Raw genomic sequence first — 16,627 nt, forward strand, 5'->3', positions numbered from 1 at the left:
TATGAAAGCAAAAATTACTTTAAACCTTCGTACCCGTGAAGTGTATAAATTATTTGAGAGGAAAATTAGTGGGGATAGGCTTTTTATTGAGGCTATTTTGCATAAGATTAATATTGTTATTGGTAGATGTAGAAAAAAAGATCCGGTAGCTCTTAAAGTGTTTTACGAAATGGAAAAACAACTGAATGCATTGACTAAGACGTTTTCCTCTGAAATTAAAAGCTTTGAAGATCTTCTTACTAAGAAAAAAGAGTTCAAAGACAAACAAATTAATTTTGTCGTGCAGTTTTATCCAAAGATCATCGTATGCAATCCCATGAGTATAAAATTAGCTGAGTTGATTGAAGTTTATGACCAGCTAATCGCGACTTTGAAATTACTGCGACTTGCAGGTTGCTTTGATTCAGATGATATTTATTTCAGTAATATCAAGCAACATCAACAATCCACTAATCAAGCACTAAGCAAAATTTTGCTATATAATTTTAAGCAACCAATTGCATCCTTTTGTGCAAAAGATAAAAACGAGTTACCTACCCCACCATTAATCAGTTTTTAATCCCCTGAAATTTGGGGACAGCCTATGAATTGTGCTATTATTTGCTTCTATTAATTGAATAAAATTATAAATTGGTAGGTGGGGTAATTTTCCATGGCGCAACAGATATTGTATTTAGAATCATTGCCAGTTCATGCCTACCAAGATTTAAATTTCGCAATTTTCGTAAAAAATTTGAACGGATGTTATCTCTGGGGAAATGGTTTTTTTATTAGCAAATCAGCAGGATTTCAATCGCTTAGCGAAATTTATCATAAGCAAGACCATCATTTTGTATGGCACCATTATGCAGATCAACTTAGAAAGAATGATCAAATGTTATTTGAAAATGGGGAGGATTTAAGTGCTTATGAACAAATATTACGTCATGATGGAACTATTGTTAATATAATCAGTAAGAAGAGTCCTCTATTTGATAAAGGACTCAATATAATTGGCCTTGTTGGCTTTAGTATTGAATTACCTCAATCGAACATTATAAAGGCCTTAACTCCCAGGGAGTACGAAATATTATCGGTACTATCTGATGGTTATACTGATAAACAAATAGCAAAGAAATTAAGTATTTCTCCAAGAACTGTTGAAGCCCATATTAATAATTCGAAACAAAAATTAAGTGTTAAAACGCGTGCGGAATTAATAGCTCAATTTTCACGTGTGTATCCGTGATTTCACGAAGTTAAAATTATTTCACCACTCCTTAAAATAACTCTGCCTACAACACTAGGTTATAAATTTATTAATAAACAAATGGGAGTTAAAGAATATGAAATTAAACATTAGAACTTGTGTAGTCATGATGAGTTTATCATTAGCAAGTCATATAGCATTTGCAGAAAACACTATAACTTATCAAAATACGCGTGGTTCAACGCTAGAACTGAATTTTAATAAACAAAATTCTCTAACAGGGACCTTTACAACTTCTGTTGCCTCCAAGGAATGTCAGGATGTAATTGGCTTAGCAAGACCAATCATTGGTTATATTGATGGGACTGCCATAACTTTCAGTGTTAACTACCCAACATGTGGTTCCGTGGTTACACTGACAGGGCATATTAATTCAAATAAAGAGAAAATTGATACAATTGCAATTATTGCACATCAAATGTCTAGCTTTACTGAAGGCCCAGGATCTCAATTCATATCTCACGATACATTTATCAAAAGCAAAGGCTAAATATCAATATTTGCTGTACTTCCCTGTGTCACTGAGAATTAGTTTCAGTGACGCAAACAATTTATCTCCGTACAACTGTATATATAAATGATAAGGATAATAGATTTTATCGCCCAATTTCTCTCCTCTATACTAATTACCAACATTGGTGGTGCTTCAATTCAGATAGAAGTTGAGAAGGTATGGCAACAGATCATCTTAAATAAGGCTATGACCACTTTGAGCATCCCATAGGTTTTTATAAAAACCATTCAGAATAATTAACTCACTGTGGCTACCTAGCTCAATGATTTTACCTTGATCCATAACCACAATTTTGTCCATTGACAGGAGGGTTGAAAGCCTATGAGCAATGACTATAACTGTTCTATTTTTCATTGCGGAATTCAGAGACTGTTTGATTAGTTCTTCTGTAATGGAGTCTAGCGAACTGGTAGCCTCATCTAAGATTAAAATGGGCGCATTTTTTAAAATGGCTCTTGCAATCGCTATTCTCTGCCTTTGCCCGCCAGATAATTTAACACCTTTTTCTCCAACCAAGGTTTCATATCCGTGTGGCAGTTGGCTTATAAACTCATGAGCATGGGCTTGCTTGGCAGCTCTAATGATTTGGTCAAGATTGGCTTCTGTGCAACCATATTGAATATTTTCAAAGATAGAACGATGAAATAGAGAGGGATCTTGGGGTATGAAAGCAATATGTTCTCGCAGGCTTTGTCTATGAGTATCTTTAATACTTTGACCATCAATTAAGATATCACCTTTATCGATATCATATAATTTAGTCATAAGCTGTACGATGGTACTTTTTCCTGCGCCACTAAAGCCAACTAACCCAATTTTATTGCCGCCTTTTATCGTTAGACTAAAATCGGTAATAGTTTTTTTATCTTCAATATAGTTAAAATTTACATCCTTGAATTCAATTTTCCCCTCTTGAATTCTTAGTTTACTATCTATCGAGCTTAAAGGTTGTAAATGAGGAGTGAAAATGGTGTCGAGAGCGTTCTGACAAATACCTGCTTGTTCTCCAACTACCAATAAACTTTCAGTTAAATACCAAATTTGATCAATAACCGTTATGGATAAGATAAATACAAAAGCAAAATCACCAGCTGTAATTTGGCCTTTTGCACCAAGATAAACCAATAATAATATAGATGTGCTTTGTAAAACCCAGGCAAAAAAACCAAGCAATGAAGCATTAAGCATATTTTTAACCTGCATTTTAGTTTCTTTTTCTAAAGCCAGATTTGTATTGTGGGCTAAATATTTTGCTTCGTGATTTTCCCTTGCAAATAGCAGCACATTTAAAATATTGCTAAAACAATCAACGATGGCGCCAGAATATTTAGTTTTTGCCTCTGCATAATCTTTTGCATAGGGTCTAATGCTGGATGCACAATAATACGATAAATAGATAAAAACAGCTGATACAACAAGAAAAGTAGCGCTAAAGTACCAACTAACCGTTCCTACTATAAAAATTGATAATAAGATAGTTAAAGCTTGTCTTGAGATATTGAACCATGAATTGACAACATTTTGGATGTTATTGGTTAAATCTGAAATTTTAGCGCTGATCTCGCCACTCATTCTATCTTGAAAAAATGCATAGGATTGGTTTCTTAAGTGCTCCGTGGCAATAGTTACAATATCAGCTTTTATCCTTGGTAATGATTTGAGTACCAAATAGTTGTAAAATCTCCATAAAAGAGTGATTAAAAAACCGAGAATAATTAGTAATAAAGCGGGTGGTAGGCACTTCGAAACAAAGGAGTTTGCTCCAGATGTAGTTACCCGGTCTAGGATAACCTTAAGTACATAAGGTTGAATAACACTGTGTATAGCTGAATAGATACCTACCATACTCATTGCTAGAAACCACCACCGATATGGTGTGGAGACTTTCAGAAAAAAACTGAAAAATTTGTTGTTGTTTGCAATAGTAGGCAAAATGATTTCCTTAAATTTATAAATTTCTAAACTTTGAATGTATCTTACTGTAATTATTCAACATACCTCAATCTTGCAATGTCAATCTAGGGTATACTCTATTCTGTGAAGCAACGGGTAACAGCATATGTTTCTCTAACAAAGGTAATAAATGAAAAAACTTATATTTTTTAAGGGCTATCAACAAGACGATAAAAAACGCACTGCATTTAATGCGCTTGCAGTCAAAACCTTTGATTTATCTTTTGAAGAGTGGTACCAATCAGGCTATTGGCGCGACAAATACATTCCTTATACCTTATTTGATGGGGAACAAGCCGTTGCCAATGTTTCAGTAAATATAATAGATTTTAGCATCTTTGGCCATAAACAAAGAACCATCCAGCTTGGCACTGTAATGACAGATGACGCCTACAGAAATCAAGGCTTAAGTAGAATGCTCATGGAAAAAGTCTTTGAAGATTGGAAAGCAGATAATCATCTGATTTATCTTTTTGCTAATTCAACGGTATGGGGCTTCTATCCTAAACTCGGATTTAAATCAGTTAAAGAGTATCAATACCAGCGAACAACAACACCCTCAACGCAAGCTAGCTTTGTCAAATTGAATATGAATAAAAAAGAAAATAGGGAACAACTTTATGATTATGCCCAAAACACCGATCCATATGGCAAGATCTCCATGCAAGAAAACGCCGATCTGGTAATGTTTTATTGTATCACTGTATATAAAGACAATGTGTTCTACTTGCCTGAATTGGATGCCATTGCGATTGCTGAAATAAAAGGACGACAACTGCACCTATTGGACGTATATAGCAAAAAAGAGCACAATTTAGACGATATTATCCATGCATTGAGTGATGAAACCACAGATACTGTAAGACTTGGTTTTGTTCCAAAAGATTGTTCATCCTATGAGATAATACCTGTCGATGAACAAGCAAAGGATGAAATGCTTTTTGTTGAGGAAGACAAGACATCTTTATTCGATGAAAATCAGTTGATGTTTCCGCTGTTATCCCACGCATAAGTTAAAAAGGTTTGTTAATAAAACACACCTGACTAAGCACGAGTAACAAGGACCTTGAAGTTAAGCAATGATTCATTTTTTTATAGTGAGCTTTGAATTGGAATAATAGAATGAAACAAACCATTTTTGATGACATTGAACATCTAGAGAAAGAAGCCATTCTTTTGGGCCTGCGATGGGAAACCAATGCCCAAATTATGGCGCAAATTCGCAGTGAATGTTTGGAAATTGAAGAGCATCTGGAGGCGAAAGACAACAGAGAAGCCTTGCAGGATGAAATAGGTGATCTACTGCATGCGGTATTTTCGCTATGTACCTATTGTAACTTTGATACCGAGCTTACCTTGCGCAAAAGCCTTGATAAATTTGAACATCGTTTAAATGCAGTAAGGGCTATTGCTAAAGAACAGGGGTTGGAAAATCTACAGGGCAAATCATTTGATGAGTTAATGCGCTACTGGGAAATGGCAAAACAAAGAACCATGATCCCGGAAAGCGCAGGTGTTCGTGGCACAAAAAAAGCGCTCCAACTATGGGAAAAAGTAACGCAGAAAGAATTAATTTTAAATAATGTCTGGTGTGGTCAATGCAGTGGCGTATGCAGAATGATATCCCCCGTTGCTATAGAAAATAGTAGGACAATTACTCTTGAAGGCGAATGTGCAACATGTGGTGTCAAGGTTGCACGATACCTGGATGAAGCATGAAAAATAATGATGCAGCTATTCAATGGGCAGTGGATTATCTGGAATCTAATGATTGTAGGCTGGTTTCCGTTCAAAAAATAGTCGAACCAGCCCATTCAATAGTTGTACCGCGAGCTTATTCAAGAAACGGAGCTATTAGTTGCTGATGGCTTATCTCAAAAAGAAATAACTACGCTAAATGAAGCTTATGATTTCTGTGTAGAATTATGTGAACGACTGTCACAGTACAAGATCCCTGAAACCATCAATCATTGCGATTTTCAGGATAACAATATCCTAGTTTCCAAAAAAACAGGGGAGCTAAGCATTATTGACTGGGGAGAAACAGTGATTGGCCATCCATTTTTCTCTCTAAATACTTGTTTATGGAACCTGACTTATTTCTATAATATGAAGCCAGATGACTTTCAGTATCAAACATTACAGCGGCTCTGTGTTTCCTCTTGGTTAGATAGTTATGAAGAAAGCGATTTAATAACGGCCTTCAACATTACCAACGAACTTTTGGGTATTTTCGCAGCCATGAATTACAAATGCATGTATGATGCAACTACAAACCAATCAAATACCGTCCAAGAAGAGCATCCAGGTTCGATTGCGGGTTGTTTAAGAAGCTTCATCTGTGTCTCAAAGATGCAGCACAACCACTGAGGATCCATGCTGTTATAAAGTCAAAAATGTCGCGTTATTATACCCGCTATCCGGCTAGTAGTATGAAGGACATTCACCTTGTTCAAACCTCCGTAAAAAATTACGTGCGAAAAAGAAATGCAGATAGGTGTCATCACGTATATGGTCCGAGCAGTAGAAACAGACGATCTAGATCAGTAGCTCGGCATCAACAAATAAATTGGCAAATTAAGGTATATCGTATGACGAAGATTCAAAATTTGATTGGTGATTATCAGGCTTGGAGATGCTAGAACTAAACCTTCAAAGTTAATTGCAAAAATACGGCTGGACTTCTTCCGAAACTTCAATATTGCATTTTCTTTTCCATAATTTTAACATGTTTTTCTGCCTGCATTGGAAACTCAGTAATGTATTGAAAAAATGGTGTGCTCTTAATAATCATCAACCTTTCTGTAACTTTTGATAATATAATTTGTTAAATATACGTAAAAAAACAAAAATATTGTTATATAACGCAACCCATTGGGTTAAAATTTAAACAAAAATTTACGATATTTTGGAGTGAAAAATGCCAGCTGAACCGAAAAGTAAAAAAGAAAATAAAAGGGATGAACGATCAAAGGCTCTTGATAGTAATCCCTGCGGTATGTGCCGTGCGGCTGGTTTGCCTATTTGCAGAGGTCATGGCAGAGGAGCTGGTGGTGGTAATGAAGTCAAAGGTGAAAACTCCCCACAAGATAATGCCCCTGCTCCAAAATATGTACCTACAAATATAGAAGTTAAAGCATTATCCTCTTATTTAGAAGATAGTGCGGTTTGGAGCTCTGATGAAGATTTCCTTTATAATTTTAATAATGACTTAGCTGTATTTTCGATTAAATTGGATTCAGCTATGGGATTAATCTATTTTCAAGGTAATGAATCTCTCAGTGCTAACGATAAAAAGGATCTAAATGAGCTTTATGATAAGATTGAAGATGAGCTCAAAATGTTTACTGATGAAGTCAATGCACAAAATATAAGCATCTCAAGAAAAGGAAATGATCTGAAAATTAGTATTCCTGATCCAAATTTATATGATCAATTTGTTACTAGACTTCTTAATAAGAACCTAATTCCCAATAACAACTATAAGGCAGATCTTGACTTTAAGACTAATCCTGATGCTAAACAAAAGGTTGTTGCTGAGAACGAAGCTGTTGCTTCTTATAAATCACCAAATCCATTTGATATATCAAAAGGACCCAGGCCTACAAGCGAATTTAAAGAGTAACTAAACTAGACCAAATATCATTGGTAATTTTTACAATAACTATTTGTCACTTCTAATTTTATGGAAGTAAGTAAGATATACTTTATCTCTAAGGTTGGTTTGCACTTGTAAGAGGTAAAAACTAAAACGATCCTGTACAGAGATTTGTTTCATAATAAATATATCACGAGGTTCTTTTAAGTACACTATGACTAAACCTTCTATTCATGCTTTACAAAAAATATCAGAGCCTGCCCATATTCCGGCTACAGGGTATGCTTATGTTGAACCCAAAGAAGAAAGCGAACATGAATTTGTAAGAACCTCACTCTCTGTTGGCAAAAAGGACACACAATCTACCGATTCAGTAAATAATGATACCCAGTTTCCAGCATCCTCTCTGAGCAAAATTGTATTTACTTATTTAGTGTTACAATTGGTCAAGGAAAAACATATCGATTTGGATGAACCATTACATGATATTCTGCAATATGAACGATTTATGGAAAGGGGTACGTATCCTGAGAAGGTTAAACAATTAACAGCCAGACATGTATTGTCCCACACCACAGGCTTACCCAATTTTGGATCAGGATCAGATTTATCTTCTTCACTATCCTTTGATGATAAATCAGACCTAGGCAAGGGATACTCCTATTCAGGTGAAGCTATCCTTTACTTACAAAAAGTTATTGAGACCAGAATGAGTAAAGTTTTAGGTGAAAAAGTAGATTTAGAAGAGTTAGCTAAAAGGTATGTGTTTAAGCCTTTAGAATTGGATCACTCTACATTTTTACCGCAACCAGATAGTAGGGCCAATATTGTAGCCGTTCATACTGAGCTGGGAAAACCGACATCAATCTATGAGAGCATCCCAAACCTTAAGTATGATCTGGCATTGATGTCATCGTTGTCAAATCTCAACCAATCTGAAAACGGTACAATTTATTTATCTGAAAATCCCCGTGAGTACTATGTAAAAGGAATGAGTGAACCAGCACCCATTCCTCCAGAGATTGATCTAACAAACTTAGCAACGAAACTTAATAATCTATCATTCAAAAGCGATGTCTTGGCAATGACATCAAAAGCAGGTCATACCCCTCATCTTAATGCCGCAGGTACACTACTTACGACAGCCGATGATTTTTCAAAATTCATGGCCGCCTGGTTAAAGAATATGGACGATCCTACCTTCCAAGAAGCATTTGAGTTTGAAACGAGTTTCGCACTTTCAGATTTGACACCAGAAGAGTTCAAACTTCTAAGCAAAGCGGGTAACACCGCCAAATACCTAAAAAATGCAACAGATGATAATTATAAGCGTGTAAGTTTCAGCAAAGTGGAATTTGATGATTTAAAAGGCGCATTAGATGAGTCTACACAACCAGAAATCAAGGCCCTAAGTGAGAAACTTGTGCCAACAAGAACTTACAGCATCACGAATACTTGTGGGTTAGGTTGGCATATATATATAGATTCAGGTAAGGTAATCGCATATCAATATGGTGAAAACCTTAATACGAGATCTTTTATTGCGATCAATGTAACAGATAAAAAAGGTGCAGCATTTTTTACAAATTCTGAACATGGGATGAGTATTGCTACCCAAATATTGAGTTCTCCTGATTTAGCGCCAATTGGCGATATGCAAGAGCTTTTTGAACACATGCCTCAATATCCTCAAAGTGATGAAGGATACCAAAAAACAATTGAGGGGATGATTGCCGAAGATCAGGGCGAGATTGAAGAAGCCAGAAGGTGTTTCGTCGCAGCAACTAAGTCATCACCCAATGACAAATCCAAAAAACTGCGTTTAGAATGGTTTGATGAAGCACAGAAATACAAGAAAGAAAAGAAAGAATTCACCCCATCATTGGAAACATTTGAGGGAATATATAAGAACCCATTCAGCGAGAAACGAGAAATTTACATCAAAGAAGGCGGTTTAATATGCAAAGAATTCGATCGTGAAATAAAATTGGTGCGAGTCTCAGAGACTGACTTTTTACCTGAAAAGAATCAAGATTTCAAAATAAGCATTAAGGGAGATCAAGTGACCATTCATTTTCTTCATGGCCCTCCGAAATACTTATTTGAACAGTCTTTGCCAGAGTGCCATGAACACGCTTCATTTTTTGATGCTCTTTCAAAATTGCCAGGCCATCAGCCCACTCATGAAGTACAGACACAACATGCGTATGGAGTTGATGTGCCTGTTCATGAAACACAGGAAGGGGCTAAGTTAGAGTCTGCTCGGGATGTAACTCAACGATATCGAAGTGCTATAACCGAAGTTCGATCTGATAAGGTACAACCCTCTGAAACGGTTGAAGAAACAGTCAACAAAGATAGCTCACCTTCCCCCTTTCAATAAGTAGTATGATTATGTTATTTGCTTAACCATTATGTTAATTTCCAAACAATAATTGACCTTTGTGATAATAAACAATCCAATGCCGACTGTTTATTGAGCTTTTAAAAGTTGATGATGGGATTGACTCAGCAATGTATAGGTAAAGCCTTACTTCTCGCTCGTGAAAATAGAGCCAAATATAAATCATACAATCTAAATAGCTGCGTCACTGAGGATTTATCCGCAGTGACGCAGCCTAAGGGCTGCGAAATTTTTCAATAAATTCAACCCACTATTCATCATTGAGCAAGCGCGTGCAACGCGATTGCTCAAAATAATCATTCAAAAGCCCTTGTCCAACACAAATCGTTTTGCTAATGTAATATTAAGCATAACTGACGAGACCGGTGCGATTCCGGCGAAACCTTACAGGTCTTATGCAATAGCCACTCTCATTCTCTAATCTTGTGGTAGAACGATAAGTCGAGAACAAAACACCATCTGCACTTCGCAGAATCTATTGTAATGAAAAGCAATACAATTCTTTAAGAATTGAACCTCACAATACCCTCTCTGTATTGCCCGTGCGCAACAATAGTTCGTAGAGACTTTGTTGTATTTAAAACCATTAAACCTAAGGAGATCACCACCATAAAAAAGTAGTACCTATGTAATCAGGTCAATAGAAGTTTGTAGTTTAAAACTGATTTGCCCCTGAACTGAGCCTTGAGGCACTACGCCTGGTACTGCAATCTTGCAGGCCGCTCTACCAACACTAAACAAAATACCCGGGCAAAAAGTTCTAGAGGGTTACAGATGAGAAAAAGTCAGCTTAGACAACAAGTAGATCAGTATTGTAAACACAATCACACAGGGTCATTCCGCACGAAAAAACACCGTCATTTTGTATTATACAAAATGATTCGTGATTTATATCATATTGGCCATGTTCCCCCCAAATGGCATGCAGTTACTCATGATCATATGGTGCAACTTGTTGCTCATTGGCAAAAAGAGGGGATCAAACCCAAAACCATCATGAAATACATGACCCTCATTCGTAGATTTTTTCAAAGTATTGACCATACAATTGATAATATTAGTAACCAGCATTTGGGAATTAAAAGCGTTCAAATTCGCTCCAAGACAACTGTATTTCCAAATAATTATTCGGAAATACTAACAAATCCTATTGCAAAAATAGTGCTCGAATTTCAAATTTATTTTGGATTAACGCTTAGTGAAGCAATGCGTCTAAATCCTGCTATCCATATTCAGGAAAATTCACTTTGGATTACAAGAGATATTGCCACAAACAGCCATGACAGAAGGATTCCTGTTAGAAATGATAGGCAAGCTCAAGCCAATACCGTACTTCAAACACTATGCAAAGAAGAAAGTTTGATTTTAACTTTTGGATATCATTCTGTACGCGACGCGTACAGCCATGCAATAAAAAAAATAGGCCTGTCATCATCAAAGAGCTACCGCTGTTTTTATGCCAAGAGTATGTATCCAGAACTGTGTCAAATCTTGTCCCCTTACCTGGCGAAACAAACAATCATGCGTGAAATGGGGCTGCAATCCAGACGCACGCTTTGGAGTTATCTGCATGAGTAATACAAAATTGCGTTCGGCAAAATTTTCAATCAATGAATTGGTTAAAAAAGCATATGGCCATTCCTATGCCAGCCAATCAGACATGCGTCATATGCTCTTTCGATGTGTGAAAGATTTACATGAGCTTGGCTATAAAATTGGCCATATAAAAGGATTAAAAGCAAAACATATCTATGTACTCGTAGATCACTGGAAATCTGAAGGAAAAAACCCAGGAACAATTAAAAACTACATGGCCAAACTACGCAAAGCAGCCTGTCTGTTGGATAATCCCAAACTTATTAAGCCAGAAAATAGTGCATACAACATCAGCCAACGCTCTTATGTATCCTCAATCAACAAGGCGATTCATCATATTGATTTAAATAAGTGCACCGATCCTTACATTAGATTATCCCTTGAAGGCCAAATGCTCTTTGGCTTAAGGCGTGAAGAATCCATGAAATTCACACTAAGCGAAGCACACCATGGAGATAGCTTGATCATTAAACCCAGTTGGACAAAAGGAGGTATAGGCCGAACATTAAACATCACAAATGAAGCACAACGTCAATGGTTAACGAAGGTTTCTCAGTTAGTTCGTACAGGAGAATCTCTCATCCCATCAAATAGGACCTATAAGCAGCACTTAAGTCAGTATGAAGAGCAAGCTAAATCTATGGGAGTTAGTAAATTGCATGGATTAAGACATGCCTACGCCCAGAAACGATATAGAGAACTCACTAAATTATTTGATCCACAAAGCCAAGGAATGCCATGTCCATTTGAAGGTGGAATAAAATTCAACGCCATGAATCCAATAGAAAAAGCCATAGATAGAAAAGCACGTCAAATGATTAGCCTCGAATTAGGGCACTCTCGCCTGTCGATCACAAGAATTTATTGCGGCTGAAAATCAATCAAAACGTTTTTTAAATTTAAAAATAAAACACGTTTTGATTGATTTGCTTGTTATAATAGTTTAGAGTACTAAGTATAACACAACTGAAGAGCCAGTGAGAGTCTGGCGAAACCCAATTGGTCTTGTGAAAAGCCACTATCATTCCCTAATCTTGTGGCAGAACGTTAAGTCGGGAACCTCAGTTTCGATCACTGATCACCCACCAGGGTGAAACCACATTAAAATCTCTTGTTTTAAACCTTTTTATCCATTCGCAATTATTCTTTGCGAACGGCTGCTCTTTAAAAATTAGGCGAATCAACCAGACTTGTTGTAATCAAATATGGATAACTCATTTTTTAATCATCTGGGAAATACTTCCCTGATGGGATGGTTTTCCCAATTTTTGGAGGAAACCATGAAAAATGTGAATTTTACCATCTCAAGAAAGGAATACGTATTTTTTGATTTAGCTTGTTGCATCAATGAACTTAATACCTTGCGTCATGAGTTTTCGGCACAAGATATAGAGGAAATGAAACAGCTAAGCAAGAAATTGCATTCTCTTTTAGAGGATAAACATCCTCACCTTAATTTAGTTTAACCCTAAGTAGGAGTGCTTATTTCTGCTTAGGGAGTAGCACTCCTTTTGCAAGGAGTCTTAAAAATGGATACACCTCAAATTTATGTTGCATGTCTTGCAGCTTATAACAATGGCATACTACACGGAGAATGGATTGATGCAACTCAGGATGTAAACACCATTTATGATGAAATTCATAAAATGTTGGCTAACAGCCCCATTGAGGATGCAGAGGAATTTGCAATCCATGATTTTGAAGGATTTGGTGGTGCTCAAATTGGCGAGTATGACAGCATCAATGATGTTGCTGAGCTTGCCTCCTTCATTATGAAGCAAGGGGAATTAGGTGCTGAACTCTTTAGCTACTACTCAATTGAGGATGCTGAGAGGATGTTAGAGGAGAATTACCACGGTGCTTATGATAGTGAAGTTGATTTTGCCCGTGCGCTTTTTGATGACTGCTACAGCAGTGCAATACCGGAAGATTTGCTGTTTTATTTTGATTATGAGGCTTTTGCACGTGATCTATTTATAAACGATTATTTTTCGGTAGAAGCAGATAGTCAAACGCATATTTTTTCTAGCTACTAAGCCCCTTCTTTGGGGCTTAAATTTTACAATCATCTACCTGTTGTATACACATACATTACGGCCTAGTGGACTACAAGAATCTTATTTCATTGATAATCCAGAATTCTTTAATGCGGAAGGGGACATTTTCATTTTGGTTTGATAGGGGCTTTTTTTATAACTTGCGCTTAAATCATGGTTTAATTAAAATGCTTCATGCCCATTTATGGCTCAACAGGATAGCTAATGCTGACTAAACTAGAAAAGAAAATAGTATTTATCTTATTAAGTAACCTTGATAAGGATGACTTGTTCAAACTTTCTTTAGTAAGTAAAGATTATGAAAAGCTAGTACTAGATTATATTAATTATCAATGGCTTATTGGTTTAATAAAACAATATATTGAAATTGACCCCAAAGAACTTGTTAATATGTTAGTAGAACATCTACATGACCCGAAACTCATAGATAGTCTTATCGTTCGTTTAATGGATACTTATCCCACGACTAAGTCCCCTGGATTAACCTATCATGGTCTAACTTTAGTCGACAACTTAACTCCGATCGCACTAACAGGTCAGCATCGCTCCTCTGTCATGGTTTATCCATTCCCTGCTCCAAAAGTTGCTGCATTAATGCTTTATTTTGCCAAGGTTAAAGAGGAAGAATATATTGTTTTGGTTGAGAGTAAGCGTCGCACAGATAGTGTAACAAAAGGCCTATCAATACCAGGTGGAAACCTTAACGTTATTGCGCCACAAGGAGCGGAACACGGTGTTACCCGCCTGGACGATAAGATTCGTGATGAGGCCGAAGAACGAGTTATGAAAGGTAATGTGAGAGGCTATCAAGTTCTTCAAAAACAACAAAAACTTCTCCCACTAAAAAAAGAAAAATATCATCAAAGCCTAAAAGACTGCGCGCAAACTGAAGGTATCGAGGAAACTGGCATACAACTGCCAGAATCATTAAAAGATAAGGCTATGTTCGTCTGCCAGAAGGAATACCTTAGCCGCAGCCGCCGCATGCATCTTATCCTTCACTACTACGTTACCAACTGTGGGGAATATAGCTGCGAGAATGAATTACCCGCTTTACACCCTATGGATGACTTCGAAATCGAATCAGCACAGTGGATCAAAGTCAGCGATATTAATAGGTCTGCCCACGACGAAGATTTCGCCGGAATCTCATACCAATTACACTATCACGAAAAGCCCATAGCGAGGCCGCATCTTGATGGGCTAAATCAAATCCTGCGTTTTATGAGAGATAAAGACATACAACAATCATCGGATGGCCGCTTTTGCAATCTGGAGGCACTACGTCAAGCTGAAAAATCAGGAGAGTTCGATTATTTAAGTCAATTTCTAAAAACTCCGGATTGTGAGTTTACACCAGAAAATACCGCCAATCATCATGAACTATGCCTGGCTCTAAAAAAATCTGTAATCAGTAAACAAAATACTTCTGACAGTATAATCAAACAAGGGTTAACAGGATTTGGCCTTTTTGCCTTAGGTGCTGGAGCCGTCTTGTTGACACAATATCTGGCACCCCGAACAACACAAATAAATGGGCCATCATGACTACCATAAATCAAGACTATCTATCTATTATCAAACAAAGTCTGAGGGGATTGTTAGATACAAAATGTGATCCTGATTGGCAATTTTTCTTTCAATCAAATGCTGACTTCAAACGACTTATGACCAATGGCAATATCAGAACCTTATTAAGTTCCAAGAGACTGGATAATATTGAGTTTGCCATTCAACATATTTGCAAACATCAGGTTAAAGGCGACGTATTTGAAGCAGGATGTTGGCGGGGTGGCGCCCTTCTCTATGCTAAAGCATGCTTAAACATCTATGACAAGGAACGCGAGCGTACAGTTTATGGCGCGGATTTGTTTCCCCAATCCAAATCCTATGTCAGTAACCGTTTTCAATTACTGACTTTAAAACTATTGATGCGCTGCCTACCCATTTTCCCCCAATCCTTACAAAAGAAGCTGGTTAACTATATTCTTGAAGCATTCCCAAATGAAGAGTACAGTGAAACAACAAAATCCAAAATTCGTTATTTTTGTAAACAGTTAAGTTACATTCCACAAAAAGAAATAAATCCCACCAGTTATGACGATGTCATAGAGGCCTTCAAACGATACCATCTCTATGATCAAAGGGTAAAGCTGGTTCAAGGCTGGTTTGACCAGACATTTCCTGACCTGGAAAAACAAATTAAGGAATTATCATTGTTAAGAGTAGATGCAGACTTCTATCAATCTACCTTACATGCGCTAACTACCTTTTATCCAAAATTGGGTGAAGGCGGTATTTGTATCATCGATGACTATGGTGGTTTTGATGACTGTAAACGTGCCGTAGATGAATATCGCTCACAACACAACATCACCTCTACTATGCATTCGGTGGATGGCATCTGTTACTATTGGTTTCAATCAAACGACGGGAAAGAGTATGTTCTTAATCAACCCCGATAGCCGCTTTCCTGGCTCCACTTCAATAAAATCTATAAAACCCAATGATAGACAGTATTGAATGCTTTGGTTCCAATAAACCGGATTAACTAATTGCGAACTCAATACTGTTGTCCAGGGATTTGGACAATCAACGTGGCAACGGGCAGTAGCATTAAGAATGATAGGTAGTTTTGCGGGTGCAAAGGTATAGGCATCTAATACGGATTTAAACTTTTGGCTCACATCACTCATCAATGGGGAGTGAAAAGCACCAGAAACAGCAAGGGGTATCCATTTAGCCTCTTTGAAAAATTGTGAACAACCTGAAATTGCATCCTGAGTTCCCGCGACGACTGTTTGGTCTGGACTATTATAGTTAGCAACATACAGTGGCAATTGATTATTTTTAATTATATCTGCAACATCAGCAGCCTTTATTCCAATCACTGCAGCCATCGCGCCACCCTTCACGGATTGCATCAGCTCGCCTCTTTTTTTGACAATTTCCAAACCCGTTTCAAAGTCAAAGACTTGAGCTGCATACAATGCTGCGTACTCACCGAGACTATGTCCTAGAACCATCTCAGGCTGATAGTGCTCACGTAATATCAGCCAGGATAAGCAAGAAACACAATAAATCAATGGTTGCGTGACCTCTGTTTGATGAATATCATCACTGTCTACTCGCTTACGAATATCATATCCAAGTATGTCATTAGCAAGTTCCACTTTTTCTGGGAACTGTGCAAATAAGGACTTTCCCATCCCTTTGAATTGGGCACCTTGTCCAGGAAAAATAAATACACTCATAA

The 16,627-nt window shown here is 37.1% G+C and carries 16 protein-coding genes; 14 read left to right on the top strand and 2 right to left on the bottom strand.

Features of this window, described 5'->3' with window-relative positions; translation table 11 throughout:
• Nucleotide 1 precedes the first annotated feature (1 nt).
• The 3 genes from Lste_RS10865 (at nucleotide 2) to Lste_RS18800 (ending at nucleotide 1,739) form a co-directional block, all read left to right on the top strand.
• Nucleotides 2-559 carry an AcaB family transcriptional regulator gene (locus Lste_RS10865; protein WP_080445555.1) on the top strand — a complete coding sequence of 186 codons (558 nt, stop codon included), beginning with the start codon at nucleotides 2-4 and terminating at the stop codon, nucleotides 557-559.
• A 93-nt stretch (nucleotides 560-652) separates the two neighbouring features.
• The gene (locus Lste_RS10870) at nucleotides 653-1,228 is read left to right on the top strand and encodes a helix-turn-helix domain-containing protein (RefSeq protein ID WP_019349525.1); all 576 of its coding nucleotides are present in this window, start codon (nucleotides 653-655) and stop codon (nucleotides 1,226-1,228) included.
• Between the two features lie 97 nt (nucleotides 1,229-1,325).
• Entirely contained in the window at nucleotides 1,326-1,739 is a 414-nt protein-coding gene (locus tag Lste_RS18800) for an avidin/streptavidin family protein (protein WP_019349524.1), read from the top strand.
• Between the two features lie 198 nt (nucleotides 1,740-1,937).
• On the opposite strand, the gene Lste_RS10880 is transcribed toward Lste_RS18800, so the two are convergent.
• Nucleotides 1,938-3,608: an ABC transporter ATP-binding protein gene (locus Lste_RS10880; protein ID WP_237760466.1), complete on the bottom strand. Its 1,671-nt coding sequence runs from the start codon at nucleotides 3,606-3,608 to the stop codon at nucleotides 1,938-1,940.
• 238 nt (nucleotides 3,609-3,846) lie between these two features.
• On the opposite strand from Lste_RS10880, the gene Lste_RS10885 reads away from it, so the two are divergent.
• From Lste_RS10885 to Lste_RS10935, 11 genes are all read left to right on the top strand, one after another.
• Nucleotides 3,847-4,728 (top strand): GNAT family N-acetyltransferase, encoded by an 882-nt coding sequence (locus Lste_RS10885; RefSeq protein ID WP_019349522.1) that lies wholly within the window; start codon nucleotides 3,847-3,849, stop codon nucleotides 4,726-4,728.
• Nucleotides 4,729-4,838: 110 nt separating this feature from the next.
• Nucleotides 4,839-5,435, top strand: a complete 597-nt coding sequence (locus Lste_RS10890; RefSeq protein ID WP_019349521.1) for a MazG nucleotide pyrophosphohydrolase domain-containing protein — start codon at nucleotides 4,839-4,841, stop codon at nucleotides 5,433-5,435.
• Between the two features lie 102 nt (nucleotides 5,436-5,537).
• Complete coding sequence (locus Lste_RS10895) at nucleotides 5,538-6,086, top strand: phosphotransferase (protein ID WP_019349520.1); 549 nt, start codon at nucleotides 5,538-5,540, stop codon at nucleotides 6,084-6,086.
• A gap of 550 nt (nucleotides 6,087-6,636) precedes the next feature.
• Nucleotides 6,637-7,341 (top strand): hypothetical protein, encoded by a 705-nt coding sequence (locus tag Lste_RS10900; protein ID WP_019349519.1) that lies wholly within the window; start codon nucleotides 6,637-6,639, stop codon nucleotides 7,339-7,341.
• 187 nt (nucleotides 7,342-7,528) lie between these two features.
• Nucleotides 7,529-9,697, top strand: a complete 2,169-nt coding sequence (locus Lste_RS10905) for a serine hydrolase domain-containing protein (protein WP_019349518.1) — start codon at nucleotides 7,529-7,531, stop codon at nucleotides 9,695-9,697.
• A gap of 795 nt (nucleotides 9,698-10,492) precedes the next feature.
• The gene (locus tag Lste_RS10910; protein ID WP_019349517.1) at nucleotides 10,493-11,296 is read left to right on the top strand and encodes a phage integrase N-terminal domain-containing protein; all 804 of its coding nucleotides are present in this window, start codon (nucleotides 10,493-10,495) and stop codon (nucleotides 11,294-11,296) included.
• Nucleotides 11,289-12,188, top strand: a complete 900-nt coding sequence (locus Lste_RS10915; protein WP_019349516.1) for a phage integrase N-terminal domain-containing protein — start codon at nucleotides 11,289-11,291, stop codon at nucleotides 12,186-12,188. Before Lste_RS10910 ends, Lste_RS10915 begins: the two co-directional genes overlap by 8 nt.
• A gap of 406 nt (nucleotides 12,189-12,594) precedes the next feature.
• Nucleotides 12,595-12,780: a hypothetical protein gene (locus Lste_RS10920; RefSeq protein ID WP_230305679.1), complete on the top strand. Its 186-nt coding sequence runs from the start codon at nucleotides 12,595-12,597 to the stop codon at nucleotides 12,778-12,780.
• Between the two features lie 63 nt (nucleotides 12,781-12,843).
• Nucleotides 12,844-13,350 (top strand): antirestriction protein ArdA, encoded by a 507-nt coding sequence (locus Lste_RS10925; protein ID WP_019349514.1) that lies wholly within the window; start codon nucleotides 12,844-12,846, stop codon nucleotides 13,348-13,350.
• A gap of 225 nt (nucleotides 13,351-13,575) precedes the next feature.
• Nucleotides 13,576-14,919 (top strand): NUDIX hydrolase, encoded by a 1,344-nt coding sequence (locus tag Lste_RS10930; protein ID WP_019349513.1) that lies wholly within the window; start codon nucleotides 13,576-13,578, stop codon nucleotides 14,917-14,919.
• Complete coding sequence (locus Lste_RS10935) at nucleotides 14,916-15,836, top strand: TylF/MycF/NovP-related O-methyltransferase (protein ID WP_019349512.1); 921 nt, start codon at nucleotides 14,916-14,918, stop codon at nucleotides 15,834-15,836. The genes Lste_RS10930 and Lste_RS10935 overlap by 4 nt, the downstream gene beginning before the upstream one ends.
• Here the strand turns inward: Lste_RS10935 and fabD are convergent.
• A complete protein-coding gene (fabD, locus tag Lste_RS10940) occupies nucleotides 15,795-16,625 on the bottom strand; it encodes an ACP S-malonyltransferase (protein ID WP_019349511.1) in 831 nt (276 codons plus the stop codon). The two genes, Lste_RS10935 and fabD, sit on opposite strands and share 42 nt — an antisense overlap.
• Between the last annotated feature and the right edge of the window lie 2 nt (nucleotides 16,626-16,627).

It is taken from the genome of Legionella steelei, assembly GCF_001468005.1.
GTDB classification, from domain to species: domain Bacteria; phylum Pseudomonadota; class Gammaproteobacteria; order Legionellales; family Legionellaceae; genus Legionella; species Legionella steelei.